18 protein-coding genes are annotated in these 24,381 nt (G+C 43.0%); 12 read left to right on the forward strand and 6 right to left on the reverse strand.

Going from position 1 to position 24,381, the window contains the following annotated elements:
• Positions 1–97 precede the first annotated feature (97 nt).
• The 10 genes from HYN43_RS29225 to HYN43_RS29270 all read left to right on the forward strand — a co-directional run bounded on the left by HYN43_RS29225 (position 98) and on the right by HYN43_RS29270 (position 17,988).
• Complete coding sequence (locus HYN43_RS29225; protein ID WP_119407347.1) at positions 98–1,549, forward strand: porin; 1,452 nt, start codon at positions 98–100, stop codon at positions 1,547–1,549.
• A gap of 197 nt (positions 1,550–1,746) precedes the next feature.
• Complete coding sequence (locus HYN43_RS29230) at positions 1,747–2,337, forward strand: RNA polymerase sigma-70 factor (protein ID WP_119407348.1); 591 nt, start codon at positions 1,747–1,749, stop codon at positions 2,335–2,337.
• A 79-nt stretch (positions 2,338–2,416) separates the two neighbouring features.
• On the forward strand, positions 2,417–3,454 hold the full coding sequence (locus HYN43_RS29235; protein WP_119407349.1) for a FecR family protein: 1,038 nt from the start codon (positions 2,417–2,419) through the stop codon (positions 3,452–3,454).
• 258 nt (positions 3,455–3,712) lie between these two features.
• Positions 3,713–7,126, forward strand: coding sequence for a TonB-dependent receptor (locus HYN43_RS29240; RefSeq protein WP_162996675.1), 3,414 nt, complete (start codon positions 3,713–3,715; stop codon positions 7,124–7,126).
• Between the two features lie 18 nt (positions 7,127–7,144).
• Positions 7,145–8,647, forward strand: a complete 1,503-nt coding sequence (locus tag HYN43_RS29245; protein WP_119407351.1) for a RagB/SusD family nutrient uptake outer membrane protein — start codon at positions 7,145–7,147, stop codon at positions 8,645–8,647.
• A 97-nt stretch (positions 8,648–8,744) separates the two neighbouring features.
• Positions 8,745–9,974 (forward strand): cytochrome c3 family protein, encoded by a 1,230-nt coding sequence (locus HYN43_RS29250; protein WP_119407352.1) that lies wholly within the window; start codon positions 8,745–8,747, stop codon positions 9,972–9,974.
• A 374-nt stretch (positions 9,975–10,348) separates the two neighbouring features.
• Positions 10,349–11,569 (forward strand): DUF4062 domain-containing protein, encoded by a 1,221-nt coding sequence (locus HYN43_RS29255; RefSeq protein WP_119407353.1) that lies wholly within the window; start codon positions 10,349–10,351, stop codon positions 11,567–11,569.
• Between the two features lie 11 nt (positions 11,570–11,580).
• A complete protein-coding gene (locus HYN43_RS29260) occupies positions 11,581–12,642 on the forward strand; it encodes an AAA family ATPase (RefSeq protein ID WP_162996676.1) in 1,062 nt (353 codons plus the stop codon).
• Between the two features lie 12 nt (positions 12,643–12,654).
• Positions 12,655–17,100: a PKD domain-containing protein gene (locus HYN43_RS29265; protein ID WP_119407355.1), complete on the forward strand. Its 4,446-nt coding sequence runs from the start codon at positions 12,655–12,657 to the stop codon at positions 17,098–17,100.
• Positions 17,101–17,799: 699 nt separating this feature from the next.
• The gene (locus HYN43_RS29270) at positions 17,800–17,988 is read left to right on the forward strand and encodes a DUF892 family protein (RefSeq protein WP_281024308.1); all 189 of its coding nucleotides are present in this window, start codon (positions 17,800–17,802) and stop codon (positions 17,986–17,988) included.
• Between the two features lie 67 nt (positions 17,989–18,055).
• Here HYN43_RS29270 and HYN43_RS29275 read toward each other — a convergent pair whose 3' ends face one another.
• The 3 genes from HYN43_RS29275 to HYN43_RS29285 are packed head-to-tail and all read right to left on the reverse strand — an operon-like array spanning position 18,056 to position 20,882.
• Positions 18,056–18,919, reverse strand: coding sequence for a hypothetical protein (locus HYN43_RS29275; RefSeq protein WP_245447077.1), 864 nt, complete (start codon positions 18,917–18,919; stop codon positions 18,056–18,058).
• A 35-nt stretch (positions 18,920–18,954) separates the two neighbouring features.
• Positions 18,955–20,208: a sensor histidine kinase gene (locus HYN43_RS29280; protein ID WP_119407356.1), complete on the reverse strand. Its 1,254-nt coding sequence runs from the start codon at positions 20,206–20,208 to the stop codon at positions 18,955–18,957.
• Positions 20,208–20,882: a response regulator transcription factor gene (locus tag HYN43_RS29285; RefSeq protein ID WP_119407357.1), complete on the reverse strand. Its 675-nt coding sequence runs from the start codon at positions 20,880–20,882 to the stop codon at positions 20,208–20,210. The genes HYN43_RS29280 and HYN43_RS29285 overlap by 1 nt, the downstream gene beginning before the upstream one ends.
• Positions 20,883–21,024: 142 nt before the next feature.
• Between HYN43_RS29285 and HYN43_RS29290 the strand changes: the two genes are divergently transcribed.
• Positions 21,025–21,507: a VIT1/CCC1 transporter family protein gene (locus HYN43_RS29290; protein ID WP_119407358.1), complete on the forward strand. Its 483-nt coding sequence runs from the start codon at positions 21,025–21,027 to the stop codon at positions 21,505–21,507.
• A 51-nt stretch (positions 21,508–21,558) separates the two neighbouring features.
• A complete protein-coding gene (locus HYN43_RS29295; RefSeq protein ID WP_245447081.1) occupies positions 21,559–22,197 on the forward strand; it encodes a cytochrome b/b6 domain-containing protein in 639 nt (212 codons plus the stop codon).
• On the opposite strand, the gene HYN43_RS29300 is transcribed toward HYN43_RS29295, so the two are convergent.
• Genes HYN43_RS29300 through HYN43_RS29310 form a run of 3 tightly spaced genes read right to left on the reverse strand, consistent with a single transcriptional unit; the run spans position 22,198 to position 24,377 of the window.
• Complete coding sequence (locus HYN43_RS29300) at positions 22,198–22,887, reverse strand: VIT1/CCC1 transporter family protein (RefSeq protein ID WP_119407360.1); 690 nt, start codon at positions 22,885–22,887, stop codon at positions 22,198–22,200. It abuts the gene before it with no gap.
• Between the two features lie 21 nt (positions 22,888–22,908).
• Positions 22,909–24,132, reverse strand: a complete 1,224-nt coding sequence (locus HYN43_RS29305) for a DUF3570 domain-containing protein (protein WP_119407361.1) — start codon at positions 24,130–24,132, stop codon at positions 22,909–22,911.
• A 17-nt stretch (positions 24,133–24,149) separates the two neighbouring features.
• On the reverse strand, positions 24,150–24,377 hold the full coding sequence (locus HYN43_RS29310) for a DUF4266 domain-containing protein (protein WP_119407362.1): 228 nt from the start codon (positions 24,375–24,377) through the stop codon (positions 24,150–24,152).
• Positions 24,378–24,381: the final 4 nt, after the last annotated feature.

Below are 24,381 nucleotides of genomic sequence, written 5' to 3' on the forward strand. Positions count from 1 at the left end.
AACGTCGCTGTCCGGAAATGGGGCGTCTTTGTCTATCCGGAGGACGAGATAATCGGTTTATTCCAGGTACATTATGTTATAAAACAAGCTGTTTGCTATGATCAAGATCAATGTTTTTCGGTGGGCCCTTTTTTTTGCAGCAGCAATCTTCATTTCTGTTGATGCTTTCGGACAAGGAGAATCGCCTGATTACAAGGAAGGCATGACTCTTAAATTTGACAGTACCGGAAAGAAGTATATTCGCTTTATTACATCGGCTACATTTTGGGCAAGATATACAGAGGCCAATCCCGGAACGGCCGTAAACGGTATACCCAAAACCAACTGGACCGACTTTAGCCTGAGGCAGTTCAGGTTCATAACCATCGGGCAATTGAGCCCCCGGTTCCTGATCCTTACCGATATCGGGATGGATAACCAGGCATTTTCTTCGGGCGGTGCGCCGGGAGGTGGAAATACCGGCAATGGCGGAGCAACCTTCAATGGAACTTTGGGCAAAAAACCAGGCATATACCTGCATGGCCTGACCAATGAGTTCACCGTGATTCCGGATAAGGATGTAAAGACGGGTTTGACGAACCGGTTTTCGATGTATATAGGTTCCGGCTTGCATATTTGGATGGGGTTAAGCCGGATGACCTCTGCAAGTTCCTCCAATTACCTGGCGCTGGACGCTCCGTTATTTAACTGGCCTACAGTTGAATTATCTGACCAGTTTGGACGTGAGTTAGGGATTTATTTCAAGGGCAATATCGGCCCGGTGGCCTATCGCTGGGCGCTTAACAAGCCTTTTACGGTGCTTTCCAACGCTGCGAACTATCCTGCCGGTTCTCCTGAGATAAATTATGCAGTTGATAATAATGCAACCGGCAAACTGGCTACCACCGGTTACGCGGCATGGCAGTTTTTTGATAAAGAAGGCAATTCGCTGCCTTATACAACGGGTACTTATGTCGGCACAAAAAAAGTATTTAACATTGGAGCCGGCTACTACTCGGCAGGTGAAGGTACGGTTACACAGGCCGGAAATAGCGCCACATCGCCGCTGATCAGGCATGATATCAATCTATGGGCGGTTGACAGTTTCGCCGATTTGCCTTTTGGCGGACATGAAAACTGGGCGGTGACCGCTTACAGTGTTTTTTACAAATATAACTTCGGGCCTAATTACCTAAGGAACGGTGCCATTATGAATGCGAACGTCTCCGCCGATCCGGGTTATGTCGGCCCTGTTTCGCAGGGCGGCTTAGGCAATAATGCGCCATTGATAGGCACAGGCTGGAGCTGGTTTACGCAGGCCGGTTTATTATTACCCAAAAGCCTGACCAAATCAAATACACGCATTCAGCCTTTCGGCGAATTCAGCCTGCAAAAATTTCAGCGCTACGGGAACGCAAATTTCACTTACTGGAGCGCAGGCGGCAATATATTTCTTGACGGGCATTACGCCCGACTAACTATTAAGTACCAGACCAGGCCAATTGTAGAAAACAATATGCAGGCTGCATCGAAAGGCACATTTATAATCGCCACGCAGATCACCTTATGATCACAATACCTGGTTAGTATTTAAAAAAAGACGTTGCTACTCCAACATGTAACGTGGAGGTTCCCATTCTTTGCCATTTTTTATCGCAAACCGGCAATTTTTTGTGTTAAAACTATTACAATCCTAACCTTGTTAGTTGCTGTAATTATTTTGAGTTTTGCCAATCATTTAACACTAATTGTTGCGTTACTTAACAAATGAACGATTTTACCAGGCTGACTGAGGATGAATTGATGGGATTGCTACAGCAGGATAAGCTTGGTGCGTTCAGGGAGATCTATCAGCGATATTGGAAAAAATTATACGGGGATGCTTACAAGCGACTGAAGGATAAGGAATTGTGCGAAGAGGTTGTCCAGGAAATATTTTCAAACCTGTGGCATAAACGGCATACGCTGCAAATTAACACTACCATAGGCGGTTACCTACACCTGGCCGTTTTAAACCAGGTGGTTGACCAGTACCGCAAACAAACTATCCGCGCAAAACATACCGAGGCTTTTAAATTGTTAAGTACCGAAACCGATACCGGTACCGAAGACGCCATTATGCTTCGCGACCTTACCCATACCCTCGAAACCGAGATCAGTCACCTGCCTGATAAATGCCGCTCGGTTTTTGAACTGAGCCGAAAACAATATAAAAGCAATAAGGAGATAGCCCAATTGCTTGGTATTTCGGAAAAAACAGTTGAAAACCAGATTACCAAAGCCCTCAAAAGGCTAAGGATGAGTTTAAGCCACCACCTGCTTTTGGCACTCGCTACCTTGCTGCATAAATTTTTTTAAAAAAATATTGCATAGGTGTAGGGGGTACACTATCCCGCATACGTCATATCATCTATAAACCGGAATTACATTCTTTTTCATGAAAGAACCTATACGCATCGATCTGCTTGAAAAATACATTAAAGGCGATTGCACCGAGGCCGAGATAGCATTGATAAAACAATGGTACCTAAGCTTTGAGCATGAAGATGATCATGTATCGGCCCTTTCACCTGCCCGGGAAAAGGAACTGGAAGAACAGATCTATTTCAGTATCATCGCTAACCTTGATCTTGCCGATGCGCAGCCTGGTACAGAAAAGCCTGCTAAAGTTATCGCTTTCCGTAAATGGTATGCCATCGCCGCGGCGGCTGTTGCGGTTTTGGCATTATCTGTTTTGGCAGTTATCTACACAAAAAAAACAGATCCGCAGCAATTGGCCGTTTCGCCTGTAAATGATGTACAGTTATTTAACGTAACCAACAGCACCCCGCATATTTATAAAGTTACCCTGCCCGATAGCAGCTCGGTTTGGCTGCACCCCTCGGCAAAAATTAGTTACCCTAATGTATTCGCCGACGGTTCGCGCCAGGTTACCATATCGGGCGAGTGTTTTTTTGAGGTGACTAAAAATCCAAAACGCCCTTTTATCATCAGCAGCCGGTCAATAGTAACCAAAGTTTGGGGTACCAGCTTTTTGGTAAGGGATGATGAGCAAAGTAATGTGGCCGATGTATCGGTACTTACCGGTAAGGTTTCGGTAAGTATGAAGCCTTCGGGTAAAAACGGCGTAATATCAACCAGGTTAACCAAGGATGAGGTGATGATCTACCCGCATCAAAAGGCGGTTTACCTTAACGATAAACATTTATTAACAGCACAGCAGGTTGAAGCTACCTCGGCAGTAAAGCAATACCGCCGCTTACACCTGGTGTTTGATAATAAACCTTTACGCAATATCATTCCCGTGCTTGATTCGGCCTTTAATGTGAATATCACGATAAGTAACGAAAAACTTAATCACTATATCCTGAATGCCGATTTTGAAGGCTTTAACCTGCCCGATGTGCTCGATGCGATAAAGAAATCGCTCAATGTAGATTATACTATTGAAAACAACCATATAGAACTTAAATAACCAACTACACTAACCTTTCAAAAATTATAAGATGTACAAAAAAATACAAACCTAAAGAAGAAACCAACCAGAAAAAGATCTGCATAAAAAAAACTTAGAAGTGTTGCGAGCACCCCTAAGTTTTAAGGATCAAAAAGCCCGTTCCGCTAAGAACACCTCGGGGAGGTGTGCGGGCTATTAATTGTCTCATTTTTAACAAAGAAACATAACAAATATATGAATTTTCGTTTACGAAGGCCCATCCCATGGGGTAAAATCATGAAGATTACTTTTAGCCAGATCCTGATAGCAATACTGGTAAGCAGCATCACTTATGCAAGCCCTATTAAAGCTCAGGGAATATTAAATAAAAAGGTAAACATAACGCTGAGCAACACCACCATGCTCGAAGCTTTACAATACCTGCAAAAAAATAACAATGTTAAGTTTATTTACAGTGCCAGTTCGTTGGATGCTGATAAGCACTTTTCGCTAAACATCACCAATCAACCGTTAAAAACGGTTTTAGACCAGGTGTTTAAAAATAACGGCATCAATTACGATGTGATGAACGATAGGGTAGTACTTGAAAAATCGGCAGCTAACACTGCCGCTGCCAGTACACCTGTTGAAATTGTTCCCGCAATTCAGGAACAAGCCAATGCTACCATCACCGGTAAAGTAGTTGATAATGCAGGGCAGGCCATTCCGGGGGCTACCGTTACCGAAAAAGGTACAACTAACGGCATCACTACCGGTTCCGACGGTAGCTTCAAACTTTCGGTTGCCGGGCCGCAATCGGTACTGGTAGTTCAGTTTATTGGTTATGCCAAAAAAGAAATTGTGGTTGGCAGCCAAACTGTAATTGAAGTTGTATTATCCGAAGATATTAAAGCGATTAACGAGGTTGTTGTGGTAGGTTACGGTACGCAAAAACGTACTACCGTTACCGGTGCTATCAGCAGTGTTAAAGCCAGCGATCTGCAGGATCAGCAGGTTACCCGTGTTGACGATGCTTTACGTGGCCGTGTTACCGGTGTTACCGTAGTGCAAAGTTCCGGTTCGCCGGGTGCAGCTCCGCAAATAAGGGTAAGGGGTGTTACCTCGAGGTTAAACAGCGATCCGCTTTATGTTATTGACGGTATTGTAGTTGATAACGGAGGTTTGGACAACGTAAACCCTAATGATGTAGAATCGATAGAGGTATTGAAGGATGCCTCGGCTGCTATTTACGGTTCACGTTCATCAAACGGTGTAATTATCGTAACCACTAAAAAAGGTAAAAAAGGCGACGCCCAGGTTACTTATAACGGTTATGTAGGTGTTCAATCGGCAGTAAGCAAAGTAAAACTTACCAATGCCAGCCAGTACGCCACTTTACGAAACGAATCGTTGGTTAACGAAGGTAAAACCGCGTTGTTCCCTAATCCGGCAGTGTTTGGTGTCGGAACAAATTGGCAAAATCAAATTTTTGATAGCAATGCTTTAATTCACAATCATAATTTAAGCATAAGCGGTGCTACCGATAAGGCAAATTATTATACGTCGTTTGGTTATCTTGATCAGCAAGGTGTGGTAATGCCCGAAATTTCGGGTTATAAAAAGTTTAACTTTACGGTTAATACTTCATACAAGCCTAAAAAATGGTTAACCATTGGCGAAAACTTTACCTACTCGTACACCAAAAACAAGGCGTTTGGTAACACAAACAGTGTTTTTGGCGGTCCGTTAAGTTCGGCGTTAAACCTTGATCCTATTACGCCAACTACCATCAATGATATCAGCACACAGCCATATCCGGGCGATTATAATAACCCTACCATAGTACGTAACGCGCAGGGTTTACCTTATGGCATTTCGCACTATGTTGGCCAGGAAATTACCAACCCGCTGGCTTATCAGCAAACAGTATTGGGTAACTACAGTGATGCTACCAATCTTTTAGGAAGCGCGTTTGCCGAAATTGAGCCGATAAAAGGCCTGAAAGTACGCTCACAAATCAGCGCTAAACAAGCCTATTATGGTTCTGATGGGTTTACACCGCTATACTACCTTAACTCAAGTACGGCTAATACCACTACTGCCCAGGTACAAACTTATAACAGAAACCTGTCGTGGAACTGGGATAACACCATTACCTACAACCGTTCGTTTGGTAAAAATAACCTTACCGCTTTAGTGGGTACAAGTGCGCAAAAAACAACGGCTTCGGGCCTGAAAGGTACTTTTACCGGCGAACCAGCCACTTCATTGGCCGATGCTTCTATTAACTACTCGTTACCTGCCGCTAACAGGCTGGCCGAGAGCGCGCTTGGTTTGGATGATGTACAGCCACACACATTGGCTTCGTATTTTGGCAGGGTTACTTATGATTACGATCAGAAATACCTGTTTTCGGGCATCATCCGTCGCGATGGTTCATCGCGCTTTGGTGCTAACCACCTTTATGGTACATTCCCGGCAGGGCAGGTTGGTTACGTAGTGAGCCGTGAAGATTGGTTCCCTAAAAACTCTTTTGTTGATTTCTTTAAACTTCGCGCCTCATATGGTTCAGTAGGTAATGAAAGGGCGCTTGGTCCGTTCAGGTATGCAGCAACCATTGGCAGCGGTCGTAATGCCATTTTTGGCGATAATATCAACATTGGTTACAGCCCTAATCAACCACCAAACGCCAACTTAAAATGGGAAGAAACCCATACTACTGATATTGGTTTTGATGCTACCTTGTTCAATAACCTGAGCGTAACGTTTGATATATACAAAAAGCTTACAAAGGGGATGTTGCAGGATGTGCAGCTGCCTTCGTACGCGGGTTTTTCTGGCCAGCCGTCTGATAACGTGGGCGATATGGAGAATAAAGGTGTGGAGTTAAGCCTTAACTACAGCAATAAAATAGGTGGGTTAAGTTACAGCGTTGGCGGTAACATATCATACAACAAAAACACCGTAGTAAGTTTGGGTAACCAGATTGATCACTTTGTGGCCGGTACTGTACAGAGCACTAATTTCGAAATTGGCCGTATCACCCCAAGGCAGCCTATCGGCGAGTTTTATGGCTTTAGGGAGATTGGTATATTCCGCTCGCAGGCCGAAATTGATGCGTACACAAAAAACGGTCAGCTGATACAGCCAAATGCCAAACCTGGCGATTTTAAGTGGCAGGATACTAACGGCGATGGTAAAATTTCTGAATCGGACCGCCAGTTTCTGGGTAACCCGCTGCCAACTTTTACCTATGGTGTAAACTTTAATGCCGACTATAAAAATTTTGATATTAAATTATTTGGACAGGGCGTTTGGGGTAACAAAATTTACCAGGGTTACCGCAGGTTAGATATTCCGTCGGCCAACTATCCTATCGAGGCTTTAAACGCCTGGACTCCTGCCAACGCAGGTAGCAACTATCCGCGTTTAAGCGAAAGCGACCCGAATGGCAACTTTAAAAACCCATCAAATTTTTCGCTGCAAAACGGTGCATATTTCCGCATCAAAACGCTGCAGTTAGGTTATACTTTGCCGCAAACCTGGCTAAAAGCAGCCGATATTAAAAGGGTAAGGGTGTTTTTGAGCAGCAATAACCTGGTAACCATTACCGGTTACAAAGGCTACGATCCGGAAATTAGCGGCGGTATTGACATGGGCCTTTATCCGCAGGCGCGCACATTTATGGCCGGTTTGGACATCACTTTATAATAACAAATTACAATTATCATGAAATCAAAACATATTATATATACCGGCCTGGCATTGATGGGAATGGGAGCCATGGTATCATGTAAAAAATCATTCCTCGAGTTGCAGCCCAAAGGGCAGTTTCTCGAATCAAACTACTACGCTAACGCCGATGAGGCATTGGCAGCCGTGGTGGCCGCCTACGATCCCCTGGTTACCGAAACCGGCGGTATTGATAATACTTACTCATCGCCGCTTGGGGCGCTTAACTCGGCATCTGATGATTGTTTTGCAGGGGGCGGCAGCTCATCAGACGTTATTCAGTGGCAGGTGATCAATAACTATACGCTTACACCGGCACAGGGGCCGCAAAACCAGTTTTGGGCAATTAACTTTCAGGGTGTTAACCGCGCCGATGTATTGCTTGAAAATTTACCTAAAGTGCCTGGTTTAAGCGCTGCCCAGTTAACAAGGTATACTGCCGAAGGTCAGTTTTTACGTGCCCATTATTATTTCGACCTGGTAAGGTTATTTAAAAACGTGCCGCTGATATTGAAATCGTTGGATCTGACCAACGTTTACCAGCAGCCGCAGGCCACACCCGAAGCTGTTTACGCGCAAATTGAAATAGATTTGAAAGCTGCAATTACTGGTTTGCCGGCTACAGTGCCTGCTGCTACCGAAGGTGGCCGCGTTACACAAGGTGCCGCGAAAGCTTTACTGGGTAAAGTTTATTTGTACGAAAAGAAATGGGCCGATGCCGCTGCCATGCTGAAGGATGTGAACACAAACCCGGCTTATGGCTACCAGTTGCTGCCTAAATATGGCGATATTTTCAGCCCTAAAAATAAATTTAACAGCGAGTCGATATTTGAGTTGGTACACTCGGGTTCGCAAAGCTATACCTGGAGCAACTGGGATCAGTTTAAATCAAATATCTACACCCAGATGATTGGTCCGCGTAGCTATACCGGCCCAATTTATTATAGCGGTGGTTACGGTTTTAACCCGGTAACAACACAACTGGCCAATGCTTTAAAAGGCGATCCGCGTTATGGTTATACCGTTGTTAATATTGATAGTTTAACCAAGGCTACCAATACATCGTATTCGCCAAGCTACCAGAATACCGGTTACTTTATCCAGAAATACGCGCCGGTAATGGCCAATAAAGTAACAACCGGTACTACCGATTTGAACTGGCCTAACGATTATATAGAGATTCGTTTAGCTGATACTTACCTGATGGAAGCAGAAGCGCAACTAAATGGCGGTGATGCAAGCCGTGCGCAAACATTGCTTGATGCCGTACGTGCCCGTGTAGGTTTACCTTCAAAACCGGCAACGCTGCAAAATGTTTACGACGAGCGCAGGCTTGAACTTGCTACCGAAGGGCACCGCTGGTTTGACCTTGTGCGTTGGGGCCAGGCACCTACCGTGCTTGCCTTTAAAGGTTTTAAAGCCGGTGTTAACGAAATTTTACCAATTCCGTTAAACGAAACGCTTAACGGCACCCAAATAAAACAAAATCCGGGCTATTAATAAGCGTGGGTAAATAATGCAAAAGGCTGTCATGTTACATGGCAGCCTTTTTGCATTTATATAGAGGAGGATAACATCGCCTTTTTACTGTACGGATATGTTTAAGCAACGCACCTTGTTTTTGGTTTTATTGTTACTGGTACCACTAAGTTTTATGCTGGTGCAATGTTTTAGCGATAAACCGAAAGATCCGCGCGACGAAGTTTTTGCCGGATCGGCCAGTTGCATAAAATGCCATAAGGACGTTTACGATAATTACCTGCACACGGCTCATTATCTTAGCTCCAAACCAACATCGGCAGATCATGTACCAGGTAACTTTAATACCGATGATAAGGGTGTTAAATATGCCGATGGAACAATTGTAAAAATGGAAAAGCGCAACGGCAGTTTATACCAGGTTATTTATACTAACGGTAAACAAACCGACGCGCGCCGCATGGACATAACCTTTGGTGTAAACAAGGCACAAACCTATATGTACTGGCAGGGTACGCAGCTATTTGAGTTGCCGGTGTCTTATTACAGCAAAGTTCATGGCTGGGCAGGCAGCCCGGGTTATGATAGTAACCATCCGGATTTTGGCAGGCCCATATTGCAGCGTTGCTTTGAATGCCACAGTTCATTTATCAGTCAGCAATTGCAGCAAAACCGCGATATGCAAAACCGCAAAGTGGAGTTTGAGCCGGCATCAATTATTTATGGTATTGATTGCGAACGCTGCCACGGCCCGGCAGCCAACCACGTAAATTATCACGAAGCTTATCCCGAAGAAAAACAACCGAAATACATTACCCGTTTTGCGTCGTTAAACCGGGCGCAAAAAATGGATGCCTGCGGGGTTTGTCACTCCAGCAGTAAACAGGCATTCCAGGTATCAACCTTTAAATTTAAAATGGGCGATACGCTGGCCCGCTTTAAAGAGCCGGACTATTTAAATATACAAACCAACAATGCCTCGCTTGATGTGCATGGCAACCAGACCGGCTTACTAACCGCAAGCAAATGCTTTATGATGAGCAATATGGATTGCACCACCTGCCACAATACACATGTAAACAACAGCGGTAACCTGGCCCTGTATTCGCAAAAATGCATGAGCTGCCATAATGATGCTAATCACAATGTTTGCAAAGTGGCGCCAAAATTAAGCGCGTTAATGAAAAACAATTGTGTTGATTGTCATATGCCACTTAAGCCCTCAAATACTATTTCGATAAATGATACGGCGGGAAATAAAAAATCGCTGTACCTGGTGCGGACGCACCGGATAGCTGTTTACCCGGAAGAAGCGAAAAAGATATTGGCTTTTTTGAACGGTAAGTAGTAGGTAAAAATGTCTGCAGGTTGTAAGAATCGCAAGCAGCGGATTTTTCGAAGTTCCTGGCTGCGAGTTTGTCAATGATCCGCTTAAAGCCGGGTGCTGCTTCCGGCAGGAGATTTCCATTTTTCCTTTTTTAAACAGCATCAATTATTATATCCGGCTCTATTACTGCCCGGGGCCTCTTCCTAAACGATTGACCGTTATGGATTTTAATATTCTTTGACCTTTCTTTAAGTATTGGCGAATAAATAATAAAGTTATATATTTAATGGCCTTAACATATTATCGCAAAGCAGGCTATAGATTATTCAGATACTATCGCTTTATAATCTTGGCATGGCGGTTACCGGGGGGCGACCTTTATTTTTCACGCTCCAATGCCAAAAAAAATATACATATCGTCAACTTACCAGGATTTGGCAGAGTATCGAAAAGCTGCTGAAAATGCACTGAAGTTTTTGAAACCCTATTTTGAAGTGGGTAGGATCATGGAATACATGATGCCGGGATCGCCTGAACGACCATTAGAACAATGCTTAAAAGATGTTGCCGCCTGCAACATCTATATCCTGCTTATAGGAAAAAAATATGGCTCAATGGCCGAAGACACGGGACTTTCATTTACTGAAAATGAATATAATGAAGCATATAACGAAAAAGATCCTTCAAAAAGAAAAACGATTATTTCATTAATTGCCGAAGAAGATGCAGTCGGACTCAAAGATATTCCTGTAGATGACCGTGACCGGTTCGATCGATTTTGTAACGTTATAAAAGATAGACATATTATTTTCAATTTCAGGAACACCGACCATTTGGGAAGTCAGTTGACATTGGCGCTTTTCCCTTACGCAGAAAAAAAGTGGGTACTTTCTAACGAAGTGATCTTAAAATGCGATAGAAAAGACCAGTATTCTGAAATGTACGGAACGTTCCTTACTATGAAAAACCAGCTAAACGTTTTTGCTGCGGTATGCAAACCGAATGATAACCCAGAGGACTTTATGCAGCGGATGGCAAGAATTGAGTATGGTTTTAAAAAGATATCGGTCATCGAACCCTTACAGGCAAATTTCCTGCTATCGGCCGGCCCTCTGATTGAGAATATGCGGGAAAGGTTTCTGCTCCATATCATGCCTCCCCTGTGGCGTCAAAAAAACAAGGGTTTTAAAATAAACCTGGAAGCGCTGCTTAGCAATGGCGTTGAAGAACTTTTTTTGTATTTTAAACTAAGCCCCAAAGAGGTGGCCAATGCAACGTTAATAAGTTATATCACACCGTTGTTGATGGAGTTGCAGGATGCTTGTGCCCAATCAAAATTTAGTTTTTTTTTAACATTTATAATCGAATTTCAGAAATCAACCAATATTGATCAGTCAGTAATGGATAAACTGGACCCCGATAACAGATTTAACATCTCAAAATTAATCCCCTTTGATAAAGTCACGGCATCACAGATTCGGGCCTGGCTTGAAAATCACGTAACCGAAAGCGTTGTTAAAATACAAGAGATTGAAAAAAAAGTATTTAACAAGAACGAGTATACGATGACCGACTTTATAAGTAAGACTGACGATATCACCCAGTATTTAGACTAATGATAAAAGCCATGAAAGAAATTGAACTCAACCCGATTGACATAGACAAAAGCGCCGATGGTTATATGCCGTCTGACGAGCTGATAAGCGCGTTGGAAATCGCTTACACCCTTAAAAGGCCGCTTTTGCTGTCGGGCGCGCCTGGCGCGGGCAAAACTGATTTTGCAAAATGGGTGGCGAAATCTCTTAAAAGCCGGGGTTTTGCAGATAAACCTTTCGTATATGCTACAAAATCATCAAGCGTATCAAGCGACCTGTTTTACTATTACGATGCTGTTTCGCATTTCCGGGATAATCGTCCTCATTTTCAGGATAATGTTAAGGAAACAAAAACTACGGCCATTGAAAAGATCACTGATGGCAACCCTACTATCATCAAAACAGATAGCGTTGAACAGGAGAAAGTACCGGCCAGGCCGCAATTAAATGCCGCAGATTACATCCAGCTAAAGGCGCTCGGCCTGGCGTTTGCGCGGGCTATTGGCTGTGAAAATGCCGGAGAAAATAAGGCTTTATTCGAGAAGAGCGGCGTGCCGGCCCAGCCCACATCATCGGTTGTACTGATTGATGAGATTGATAAGGCATCGCGCGATTTTCCAAATGATTTGTTGAACGAACTTGAAGACTATGTGTTCGAAATAAAAGAATTGAACAGAAAAATAGAATTGAAAGACAAGGAACCCGAACGATTGATCATTATTTTAACGAGCAATTTTGAAAAAAGCCTTCCCGAACCTTTTTTGCGCAGGTGTATTTATTTTCATATCGATTTTCCGAGCAGAGACCGCCTTGTTGAAATTGTGATGAGTCGGTTAAAGATCGATAATAAGCACTTGAACGATATAACAAACAGGATAGATGATTTTTTTATAATCTACAATTATGAACTGCAAAAGAAGCCTTCAACCTCTGAATGTATAGACTGGATACGATCTATAATGAAGGCCGGGGTTTTAAGCACCGGCTTGTTTGCCCCTGGTAAAAGCCTTAAAGATTCGCCGTTAAAGGCTTTTTTCCCCATTTTGTTAAAAAAGCAGGAAGATCTGGAGTTTGTTCTCGATAAAACATTTTAATAGTATAAAGCCGTGCCACTTTTCACCAATGACGGTCAGCTTCATGAACGGCAAAACGATTTGCCGTTTGATGACCTTATTGACCTGCTTGAACGGGAAGGTTTTCATATAGGTGTACGGGACTATGTAGAATTCGCGGCTGTATTTCGGGATTTCAGGAATAAAAAGCCCTCACAATTTAAATATTACCTGGCACCTATTGTCTGTAAAAATCCTGCCGAGCAGCAAACTTTTTACCGGGTGTTTGATCAATGGTGCGCATCAGGAAAAAAAACATCCCCGATAAAAAGCATAGCCGTTATATTTTGGTATTGGCTGAAATCGAATCGTTACTATGTACTTTCCGGTATTGGTATTATCGTTGTCTTATTTTTATTTTATAATTCGCGGAATAATCAGCCAACACCTCCCTCACCATTCCAAAAACGAGATTCGTCACCCCAAAGCCCGGACTCATCTCATCTACAGATAACCATCCGGGGGAAGGCAGAAAGTTCAGCAGTTTACCGGGTTGGGGATACCATTGAATTTACCGCACAAAATAGTTTGGCAACCAGGCCCCAAAGTGGCGACACCACTTATACCTGGAATTTTAATAATAGCGGCGGGCAAACAGGCAGGAAAATATCGCATGTTTTTGAAACCGCCGGAAATTTTTCAGTAAGTGTAAAGGCTGCTTCTCGAAAAAATTACATTATAGCCGATACCATTTTAAACATATGCCCGGCATCGCTGCACCTTAATATTAATCCTGAACACCCCGATTCAAATAAGTTTATATCCATTGAAATTGCTTCAAAAAATATACCGCCAGTGGGTGGCACCGTTCACTGGCAAATTGAAAGTCCGCGCTCGCATTCATTTACAACAATACCGTACACAGGTAAAACTTTAACTTATAAACCATTATACTCGGGCACATATTTTATAACATTAATAGATAGCGGAAAAAATAGCTGTGAATTAGCTACATCCGCGTTTACCATTACGGCGAAGCCCCATGCGGTAAACAATTACAACTTAACTGTGATACCAGGGGGCGGCAAGATACCCCGGCAATACGCTGTTAATAAAATAAATATTGTATTGCAAACTTTTTTAATCTTGTTGTTGGTTACAATCGCCTTACGCTGGTTAAGGATACTTTACTTTAGGCGTTATCCAATTAAAAGAAAGTTAGGGCAGGCAACTCTGGTGCCGGATGAAAACAGTGAGCGTAGTATGGAGGAGATCACGGGGATAGAGGAACCGTACGATATCCCTTTTGATAAACGTGACAACAGCATCCAAACGGAAAACAAGTTATTTTCTGTTTTTAATGAATTACAGCGGAAAAAGGATTCTGTTTTTCAATCTCTGGATATCAATAAAACCATCAGGAACGCTGTTATAAGCCACGGCCTCGTTGTTCCCATATACGTCAATACCAAAAAGAGTTATGAATATGTGTTCCTGGTTGATCAAAGCGGGGCGTTTAATCAGCATGTATATTTGTTTAATTACCTTATAAGCAAGCTTATAAGTAAAAATGTTATTATCCACTATTACGTTTTCGACAACATTAATGCCTTTAAACCTGTACCAATAGTTAAAACTGCAGATCCGAATACCAGCTATACCGAGCCCTATGCCTTTAAAAATTTAAAAAAGGCGAAGGAAGTTACCCTTGCCGATATCAACCTGTTACATCCCGATTCTGAGTTGATTGTGGTTAGTAATGGTTATGCTTTCATGGATGTTGCCTTGCCAAGACTCGATACGCAGATTGAACAGGATTTAAATCTTTGGGAAAAACGTTTTTTAATAACGCCGGTTTTGCAGAAAAACTGGAAGGCAAACGAAAAAATATTATCCAGGTCGTTCACCCTGCTTACAGCTGATCTCGAAGGTTGGCTGCAAATTGTCATGTTAATAGAGCAGCCGGACAGTGGTTTTCATTCAAAACAAGCCGCAAGGCGTTTGCCGACACCTAATGTAGATTTTGACGATATAGACGCACTTGAAAAATATTTTTCAGATGCCGATCTTTTTCAGTGGATGTGTGCTTTAGCCGTTCACTACCGCATTAGATGGGAACTGATTATAGGCATTGGCAAAGCTATCCTGCAAAACGCCGGTGCATTGCATAAACTAAACTACACCAATCTTTTAAGAATTGCCAGGATAAAATGGATTCATGGCGGCACAATCCCTACCGATCTCCGTGCGGACATGCTGAGCAAACTAACTACAGCCAATGAAATATTAGCCAGGCAAACTGTATTGGGTATGATGGAAGAATCCGATCCGTTTGTTAAAGAGAACAGTTTAAGCTATCAGGAAAAACAAACTCAAATTTTAACCGATAAGTTTGTGCTTTATGTCAATGATCCGGGAACAAACAGTGGATACAAGGCCGATGCCGACCGGTTTATGGAATTGTGGAACAGCGGGCAGATACTTGATGTGGCATTGAAAATTCATCTTGAAAATGAGGACGGGAAGCAAAACCCGCCCTTGAAGGCTATCGAAGGCAATAAATTGCAGCCGGAGGGACAAACCGAAATAATAGTTAAACCTAAACGGCTTCCGTTATTATGGGTATCTGCAGCATTTATCATACTGTTGATCTCGATTTCCTGGGGTATGATAACCAAGTATACCCGGAGCCCTCAGGGTGGTTTTGAAACGGCCGTTAATGATATCTTCCTGCCGGCATTGAGTTATTATGAACCAAAATTTACAGATATAACGTTTGATTTTGCTGAAGGGAAATGTTTAAACACCCTAATATCGCGGAAAAACAACAGCCCGCTTAAGCTGGAATTACAAACCTCTAATAATATTTATACCCAACAGCTCCATTTTATTGCTTCAAAATCTGATTCGGCTAACAGCGCCCCGGACACTACACACAAAATTGTGTTCAAGAATATTCCGGTCAATGAAATCGATGGCAGCAGTATTGCTTTGTTTTCATCAGGAAAAAATACTGAGCTTATGCATGCGGGTATTCAATCTGTGGATAAGCAGTATGGATTGGTGATTACCGGTCCTTTATGTAATTTGTCAAACCAGGTAGTATATATACAATACGATAGCACCGTTAATAAGGCCGCTGCCGAAAGTATCCGTCAGTGTATATTATCAGACGGATATATTGCGGAAGGGATAGACCTGCTGTCTTATAAGGGCCGGAATGTAGTAAAGTACCTGGTTCCGGAAATGAAAGACAATGCTGAAATATTGGTGTCCGAATTATCACAGTGCTCAACTGAAAAATTTGTTGCGCTGTATGCGCCGCAACCCAACCGCAGAGATAAATCAAGTTATAATCCCCGACAACTTGAAATATGGATAAGCAGCACCGGCAATTGCCAAACCGTTGATTTCAGTTCTATTCAGGGATTGGCAGCCGGCAACACTTACTATAATGATGCGATGACAAATCACCTGGCGTTATATCCCGATAGTATTGCCTTTAATACTAAAAACCTGGGTTCAACTGCGCGTATCTCCAGGCAGATAAAATACTGTGGAGGCAGCTACACTATTTATCTTTTAAACAACAACCGGAAGGTGGTTGATAGCACCCGGTTGTCAATAGATAGTAAGGGACTTAATATTTTACAATCAAAAATATTTGCAACCGGCCGGTATGCGTTATTATTTGATACTAAGGGCTATACTTCCCCTGATAAATTGACAGATAAGCGCCTTTTTGGTTTGTGGCAAATTGGTAACGGCAATGATTTTGTGCTGACGGATTCTGTCAAAGCTCCTCCGCAAATAGCAGGTTATCCTTCTGCCAGGATATTAAAGATATATTATGACCGGTTAAACCAAACTGATGTGGTGTACTGTAGTGTGGCAACTGTAAAAACAAGCTACGCCATGTTGGTGATACGGGTAACAAGCAACAGTAAATTTGCCGTAGCTGTTAAAATTGCAGCAAAAGATGCGTCAGCACCGCCAAAAAACAGCAACCTGGTTAATTTACCCGCATTTAAACATATAAGCGAATTAATTAAATCATTAACGGCAAACAGGCAAACAATATTTAAGCCGGTAGATACCGCGCAGATCACTCCTGCCATTATAAAAGAAATTACAGGTATCCAAAATTCAATAAAGCCAGACACCACATCGACCATAAAAGGGTATGAACTGTATGCAAAACCAGAGGTCCTTTATTGCAAAAAAGGCTATTACGCACAATTTAGAGGTTTACTGAGGGTTGGAATTAACGATCTGGATAATTCGGCTAAGACCGTTGATGTAAGAATCACGGAGTTACCGGGACAAAACGTGATAAGTACGAGTCAACTTTTATCAATTTCGAAGCCGGTAGTTATAAACTCAGGAGATTATCAATACCATATTACACTCACACGGATAGGTGCTGCCGGGGTAAACCCGCTAACAAAGGCAGCCTTTATTTATGTAGAGATCTATAAGAGGCAACAGGCGAAGGGATAGCCCCCATGGAGGGCTTGAAGCAGTGATGCGGTAGTAGTTAGACTGATCCGAATGTTGTACCAGGCAAATAAAAAGCCTCTTAGAATTAACTAAGAAGCTTTTGAGTGTGGTACCAACTGGGATCGAACCAGTGACACAAGGATTTTCAGTCGTATGCTCTGTTTGTATAATTCGCTGTAATTCAAATGATTATTGAGATAGAAATTCAGATTCTCAATTTTATTCACAAATTTAAATATATATCTTTAATTATAAAATGTTTAACATCGGATAATGATTCGAGCCCAGTCTGGGGATTATTAAAAGTGTCCTAATTCGCTTAAAATACGTATTTGATCTAAAAAGTGGTTCGAATTCCGCCAATTTAGCTAATATAAAAAACTCGAACCATTTCGATTTTGCTTAACAGCGATTTTAGACTTATAATCTCCCTGCTCAATCAAATAGATCATTACTTGGACGATCCGCTGTAACCTGAATCAAATTTACGCAAATTACAAAATGATCACGCGTGGACTATTCATAAGCATGCGTGGATATTCCATTGTGCTTGACCATGCTGTTCCGCACCCATTTTACCAATGAGTTGTGTTAATGTGATCAAATTTTAAATTTTTAGTTCAGGTAGATGTAGTGGTCAAAGTGTAACAGAATTCGATGTATGCTTTTTAGGAATGTCTTGATCCACGTTCCAGAGATATGTCCATTCTTTTCTATCTTCACAATATCGAAAGCATGGAAATGGCCTCATTTCAGATTCTACGGATAGCTGCAGTTAAACTGAAAAACAGTCAGATTAAAAAACTCACCCAGCGAAACTACGATGAAGCCAAGGCTGACAGGACACTTATGCTGCTTATTGCGGCTAAATACATTACTTGGGTTTAGCGATGTTCCTTAATTACCGGGTTATTTTAGCTACAGGTTTTTTCCTTTAGCAGGTAGGTGTTGCCTATTAAAATCTTCTTCCAATTATAATCTTTAATATTTCTTTATCAGATCGTTGTGGAAAACCATATCCCACCCCTGCATTGAATTCCCATGCGGGATCAAAGTTAAGGTCTGTTGCTAAAAATAATTGATGGTCCTGCTGCCGATAAGGATCGTAGTGAAAAAAAGGTCCGGTACTTCCGTAGTATTCCAGGCCAAGAGTAATGATTTTGGTTATATCATAGCTGCTTTTGACATTCGGTGAAAATGTGAACCCCCTGTTCTGATCGGGGCCTTTAAAACTTTTTTCTAAAGTAGGGTTTACCGAGAGATATAATTTCTGCCACTTTTTATCGATAATGGGCCGGATCTCCAGCGTACTTGTATTTGCTGAAAAAGCACTTTTCTGGAACCCGAATTCAGTCGAGATGCTGACCCCTACAGGCCAACCCCAACTTTCCGGTGCCGCAATCCTTGGACGGATATGGGAACCAACGTATGCCGTGCGGTTGCCATCGCCTATGGAGTTGAAAAAGTAGAACCCGGTTTCGAACCAGGTGGTCCAGCCATGTGTTACTTCAATGGTTTCATGCTCGACATGGTTGGTCGGGAATTCCCCGTTAGATACTGATTGACTCCCTTTTAAGGTAAAGTTGCTATGGAGTTCCAGCATCGTTTTTCCCTTTTCAACCGTTTCCGAGCCATATACCTGTATTTCATAATTATCCTGTGCCTTCAATTTATTGATGGATATCAACAGGCAAAAAATCAGTGTCAGATTATTTAAAAGTAAACGGCGCATATATTTTAATGTCAGCAATGAATGTTGGCCTAAAACTATACCTGCAATTTGTGGCAAATCTGAAGTTGAACCTTCAACAAACTGCAATTGGAGATTATGACAATGATTTTACACCTGGATTGTCAATGGGGAAATTTTACAGTAAAAATATGCATACCATTGACATGGCTATAGGAGATACCAAGCCGGTATAACTGGCAAATATTTTTAACGAGGGTCAGGCCAAGGCCCATGCCCTGTGACTCTTTTCCTTTTTTGAAACGTTCAAAAATATGCTGCTGTGCCAGATCATCAGGCGTGCCGGTATTTTTAAAGCACAATTCTTTTTCAGAAAGCATAACCTCAATCGTCCCACCCTCATAGTTGTGCCGGATAGCATTGCTGAAAAAATTGTTCAACAGGATGTCGATGAGATATTTGCTCGCTTCGAAGGTTTTATGAGTAAGTTGCTGACTGAGGCTGAGATTTTTTGCCTGCAATAATTCCTGAAACTGCATGGCCTTCGATTCAATGGCGCTTTCCAAAACAATCACTTCAACATCCGTGATCACTTTATTTTCCAGCTTCGCTAAAAGGATCAGCGCCTGGTTGAGCCTGGTTGATTTATTGATGGAGGCGTAAATGTCTGTGATCTGCGATAATTGCTCCGGGCCAAGTGTTTCATCCTGTATCAGCGTATCCAGTTTGGTTGTGACAACCGCGAGTGGCGTCATCATTTCATGTGAAGCATTTTCTGTAAATTCCTTGAGGCTAAGATAATCATCCTTTACGCGAAGCGACATTTCGTTGATCGCACTGTTCAGTTCATTGAACTCCTCCACCTTACTCGGCTGCCCGCTGAAACGGGGAACATCGGCAATATTAAACTCCTTTATTTCGCGGAGGGTTCCATAAAACGGTTTCCAGAGCCCGTCCAATAGATACCTGTTTGTCAGAAAAAGGGTGAATACCAGTATGGCCAGCAATGCAAGTGTAATGATCGTTATCACTTCGATCAGGTATTTGGTACCCTCACGTGATATCGTGATCCGAACTATGTAATGGACATTGTTAAATGTGCAGAGCTCTTCAACTGCTCGTCCGGATTCAGCCTTTTGAGTTTTAGGATTAAAATAAACAGTGTCAAAAAAACGCTTTTTTAATGTTTGCTGCATGGTCTGCGTAAAGACAGCGTGGTCACGATCCAGGTCGTACTGCTGGGGAGCCTGACCGGTCCGCAGATATTCTTCCGCCTCAGTCAACTGTTGCTGCAGCCCACGGTCCAGCTGGCTGTCGGCAATGAAATTGATCGCAAAGTAGTAAATGATTGCGCCAATGAACAATACCGATAAACTGATATAAACACTTGTTTTGGTATAATGTGCAGAGAGCTTCATCAGGCCGAGAATTTATAACCCATGCCGTATATAGATTTGAGATAATCAGCACACCCTGCGTCAAGCAGTTTTTTACGAAGGTTTTTTATATGGGTATAAATAAAGTCATAACTGTCGTACATATCCATCTCATCTCCCCAAAGATGTTCAGCGATAGCACTTTTGGAAATGATCCTGCCTTTATTAGATATGAAATAAAGCATGATGTCATATTCTTTCCTCGTAAGTATAACAGGCGTGTCATTAACAAAAAATGTGCGTCCCATAATATCTATCGAAATTTCGTTAAACAGGAGTTTATTATTACTGTTTAACACTTTTCGCCTGTAAACGGCCATCAGTCTGGCCTTTAATTCAGCCAGGTGAAAGGGCTTCGTCAGGTAGTCGTCCGCCCCGATGTTCAGGCCCTTTAGTTTATCATCCAGTGAATTGCGGGCGGATATGATCAATACAGCTTCGCTTTTGGATTCATTTTTAAGGTAATCCAGCACCGCAAAACCATCACCGTCGGGTAAACCGATATCCAATAGAACGCAGTCGTACTGGTACAGGGAAAGCTTTTCTATAGCGCCGTCTAAACTGGCCGAGCTTTCACAGATGTTCCCGTCCACGTTGAGATAAGACGTGATGTTTTCCCGCAAGCCCTGCTCATCTTCAATTACCAGTACCTTCAATGTCTTTTGAATTTCTATTAAAAATAAACCATAAAACTGGAGCAAATCTGATGTTGCTAACCTTGATCAAGTTAATAAAAACCGGCTTCAGATTTGCCACAAAATTATTAGGTATTTTTAAAATGCCAATTTATAAAGCAAGATGACAAAACGCGACCGTTCCTTCGTCATTCAGAAAGTCCAGCCAGGGTTACTTGGCCTCATGGATGGTTCCGTTTCTACACTTGCCCCGATCTTTGCGGCTGCCGGCCTGACCGGCCAGCCAATTAAAGCATTTTACGTGGGACTTGCAGCCTCGCTGGGGGCTGGAATCAGCATGGGGCTTGCAGAAGCATTGTCAGATGACGGAAAAGTCACAGGCAGGGGAAGCCCTGTACTCAGGGGCAGCATAACTGCTGTTGCGACGGCGATAGGCGGCATGCTCCATACCCTGCCGTTCTTACTCGGGGACATTCAACAGGCCTTGCATCTCGCTTACATCGTGGTGGTTACTGAGCTCCTGCTGATCGCCTTCATACGGTACCGGTATATGAGAACGCCATTGCTGTCCACGATCCTCCAGGTAGTAGTAGGGGGAGGGATCGTTTTCGTTCTGGGCATATTCCTTGGTAAAGCAGGGGCATAGAAAAAAAAACATATGAGAACTATTAAAACCAAAACAACCGGACCAACAAATATGAAACCCGTAAAAAAGTATCCGGCCTCATTGCGTTTTTGGCATTGGACAAACACAATTGTGATCAGCGGGTCATTGATAACCGTTCTGATCAATTCGACTGTTACCGATGAACAGCCGATCAGTGCGCTTGTACAAACCGAGCTTCAAAAATCCGGCGTAACCATTACGGGCCAACAGGCAAACTCAGTTGCCCACGGGATCAGCGATGATGTTTGGAACATACATGTTTATTTTGGTTATACATTGGCTCTGCTGCTGCTGTTTCGGATAGGGATGGAGTTTTTCCAGCGTGCCGATCAAAAGTTTATTTTTAAATTGAGTAACGCTTATCGTCAATTCAAGTTGACCGGTAAGAAACAGAAGCATGCTAAGCACACTTTTATTGTAAAAGCTATTTATGCTTCGCTCTACGGATTACTCACTATAATGGTAATTAGCGGATTATTCCTGGCCTTTGAAGATCTTCTCGCGCCATTCAAAGCGATCAGGCATAGTGTAAAAGAGGTGCACGGCTTTTGTATGTATTTGGTACTCGCTTTCATCATCGTTCATATCACCGGTGTTTTTTTAGCAGAAAGGTCAACAGACAAAGGCATAATTTCTGATATGATCAGTGGTGGCGAAGATCGGGCTTGATCATTTACCGGTAATGAGTTTGGCCATCAGAAAAGCCGCCCCGGCAGCGAGGGTTCCGATGACTACTACCTTAAAAGCCCCGCTTAATGGCGGTTGTCCGGTCATTTTACTTTTAAAATACCCAAAAACGAAAAGACAGATCAAGGTTAACCCGCACGAGTAGTATAACGCCTGCTGAGCCTGTTCGATAAAGATATAAGGCGATAATGGAATAACACCGCCGATAATATACGATATCCCGATCGTGATCGCACTTTTCGTAGCCCGGTTGGCATCGGGTTCTTCCAGCCCCAATTCATATCGCATCATAAAGTCAACCCATTGTTTTTTGTCTTTAGCCAGTTCATCAGCAATTTGCTGCTGTAAGGCTTCTGAAAGACCAAATGCGGCGAAGACTTCCTTTACCTCCGCTTTTTCCTGTTCGGGAAGCAGCTCCACTTCTTCAAATTCCCGCTTAAGTTCAGACCGGTAGTGGTCAGCTTCTGTTTTGCCGGCGAGATACCCCCCGAGCCCCATGGCGATAGACCCTGCAACGATCTCTGCAATGCCCGCGGTAACCACAAGTGCCGATGAACTGATTGCTCCGCTCAATCCGGCAGCGAGTGCAAATGGTACGGTCAAACCATCAGACATACCGATAACGATATCTCTGATGGTCTCCGAACTGGTGACATGTTGCTCTTTATGCATATAATTCCGATAACTAATTTACTATTTGAATTTCATTGCCAGTGTTATAATGTTTGAGTTTAACCCGGTTGACCGCATGTAGTGACCGTATCGTAACTCAAGTGTATTTAAGTGCTGCCAGCCGAATACGCCTTTAGGAGGAGCGAGCCGGAGGTTTGCCCCAATAAAATTACTGTGCAGTGTTGAAAGGTCATAATCACTGGTATAATAATTATCTGCGGGATTATGCTGGCCATAAGGAGCAAAGTAACGGGTGCCGGTTTGATTGTTATACCTGTAAAAAGGGCTTACCGATACGAATGCGGTCAGCTTTACGGGCACTTCAATCTCTGCCGTATGCGCCCTGATACCCCAATTATCCAGGTAGTAACGGTAAAAGGTGCGGATAATAAAATGGTCACCGGGGAAATAATTGAAGCGGACGGCTACCGGTAATTTGTAACGGTCGCCTGGTAAGTTCTCAACGCGTTCAGAGCCGTCTGTAAAGTAATCGCGTTGATATTTAGTAGCCAGCAAACCATGTTGCCAGGAAGGTTCGACGATAAACAATGCCTGTAACTTTGTGTCGATGACCTGCGAAATAGAAAATGAGGTGCTGTACGAGTTCCGCGGCTTATGATCGACCGGGCTATGGTCTTCCCGGTCAGAGCCGGAGCCATACCCCGGTGGCCGAAGTTCAACTGGTAAGATCACTTTCCATTTATCCAGAAATACCTGGGCCTTAAAATCAAACTGGGTATTTTTGTTTTTGGAAACACGGGTAAGGTTAACACCGCCACCTACGGACTGGTAGTCGAACTCATGGGAATACGACCCCGTGATCCCAAAGGCATTGCCCGTTTTTTCGTTGGATACCGTCCAGTTCAGTGAAGGGTAGATCCGGTTATCAGACATCGAAGCGGAAGATATGGTATTGGGATCGATCTTATCCGAAGATGCTGAAGTGTAATGGTCGATACCGAGCTCAAAAAGGAAGGTATGTTTCTTTCCGCTTGCGCTGTATTTCGATAACTGAAGGTCGAAAGTGTTGGCAAAGTCTGTCAGCTTTTCGGTCCCAATGCCCCCGGTGACCGCCGAATTATTACCGTCCTGGTGGTAATAGGCAGACACGAAATTTATTTCATCGATCTTCAACCGGCGCGATTCATAGTTCGAGGTGTCTTTAACGACTGTTTTTCCAATTTGCGCGTGCGATGACAGGATCCCGAGGTATAAGGCTAAAACGCCAAGATATATTTTTCTCATTTATGACCTTTTAAATATCAGTTACACCCGCAGCCACCACCGCTTTTACCGCCATTGGCACCAGAACCGCCTTCGCGGTACAACTGGAAGCTCTGTTCGAATTTTTGGGCTTTTCTTGCCGAAAGTTCCATTTCCGAATCGTTGAGCTTGTTTTTTTGGTAGGCCTTAACCGTTTGGCAGGAACTGAATGCTGTGCCAGTCAAGAGGCTGCATAATAGCCATGTAAACCGGGCTCTCTTTTTCATGTGT

Source organism: Mucilaginibacter celer (assembly GCF_003576455.2).
GTDB lineage: Bacteria > Bacteroidota > Bacteroidia > Sphingobacteriales > Sphingobacteriaceae > Mucilaginibacter > Mucilaginibacter celer.

Bases quoted from the DNA above. Each gene is read 5' to 3' on its own strand.
- HYN43_RS29225 (WP_119407347.1), top strand. From the start codon at position 98: ATGATCAAGATCAATGTTTTTCGGTGGGCCCTTTTTTTTGCAGCAGCA.
- HYN43_RS29230 (WP_119407348.1), top strand. From the start codon at position 1,747: ATGAACGATTTTACCAGGCTGACTGAGGATGAATTGATGGGATTGCTA.
- HYN43_RS29235 (WP_119407349.1), top strand. From the start codon at position 2,417: ATGAAAGAACCTATACGCATCGATCTGCTTGAAAAATACATTAAAGGC.
- HYN43_RS29240 (WP_162996675.1), top strand. From the start codon at position 3,713: ATGAAGATTACTTTTAGCCAGATCCTGATAGCAATACTGGTAAGCAGC.
- HYN43_RS29245 (WP_119407351.1), top strand. From the start codon at position 7,145: ATGAAATCAAAACATATTATATATACCGGCCTGGCATTGATGGGAATG.
- HYN43_RS29250 (WP_119407352.1), top strand. From the start codon at position 8,745: ATGTTTAAGCAACGCACCTTGTTTTTGGTTTTATTGTTACTGGTACCA.
- HYN43_RS29255 (WP_119407353.1), top strand. From the start codon at position 10,349: ATGCCAAAAAAAATATACATATCGTCAACTTACCAGGATTTGGCAGAG.
- HYN43_RS29260 (WP_162996676.1), top strand. From the start codon at position 11,581: ATGAAAGAAATTGAACTCAACCCGATTGACATAGACAAAAGCGCCGAT.
- HYN43_RS29270 (WP_281024308.1), top strand. From the start codon at position 17,800: ATGTCCATTCTTTTCTATCTTCACAATATCGAAAGCATGGAAATGGCC.
- HYN43_RS29280 (WP_119407356.1), bottom strand. From the start codon at position 20,208: ATGAAGCTCTCTGCACATTATACCAAAACAAGTGTTTATATCAGTTTA.
- HYN43_RS29290 (WP_119407358.1), top strand. From the start codon at position 21,025: ATGACAAAACGCGACCGTTCCTTCGTCATTCAGAAAGTCCAGCCAGGG.
- HYN43_RS29295 (WP_245447081.1), top strand. From the start codon at position 21,559: ATGAAACCCGTAAAAAAGTATCCGGCCTCATTGCGTTTTTGGCATTGG.
- HYN43_RS29300 (WP_119407360.1), bottom strand. From the start codon at position 22,887: ATGCATAAAGAGCAACATGTCACCAGTTCGGAGACCATCAGAGATATC.
- HYN43_RS29305 (WP_119407361.1), bottom strand. From the start codon at position 24,132: ATGAGAAAAATATATCTTGGCGTTTTAGCCTTATACCTCGGGATCCTG.
- HYN43_RS29310 (WP_119407362.1), bottom strand. From the start codon at position 24,377: ATGAAAAAGAGAGCCCGGTTTACATGGCTATTATGCAGCCTCTTGACT.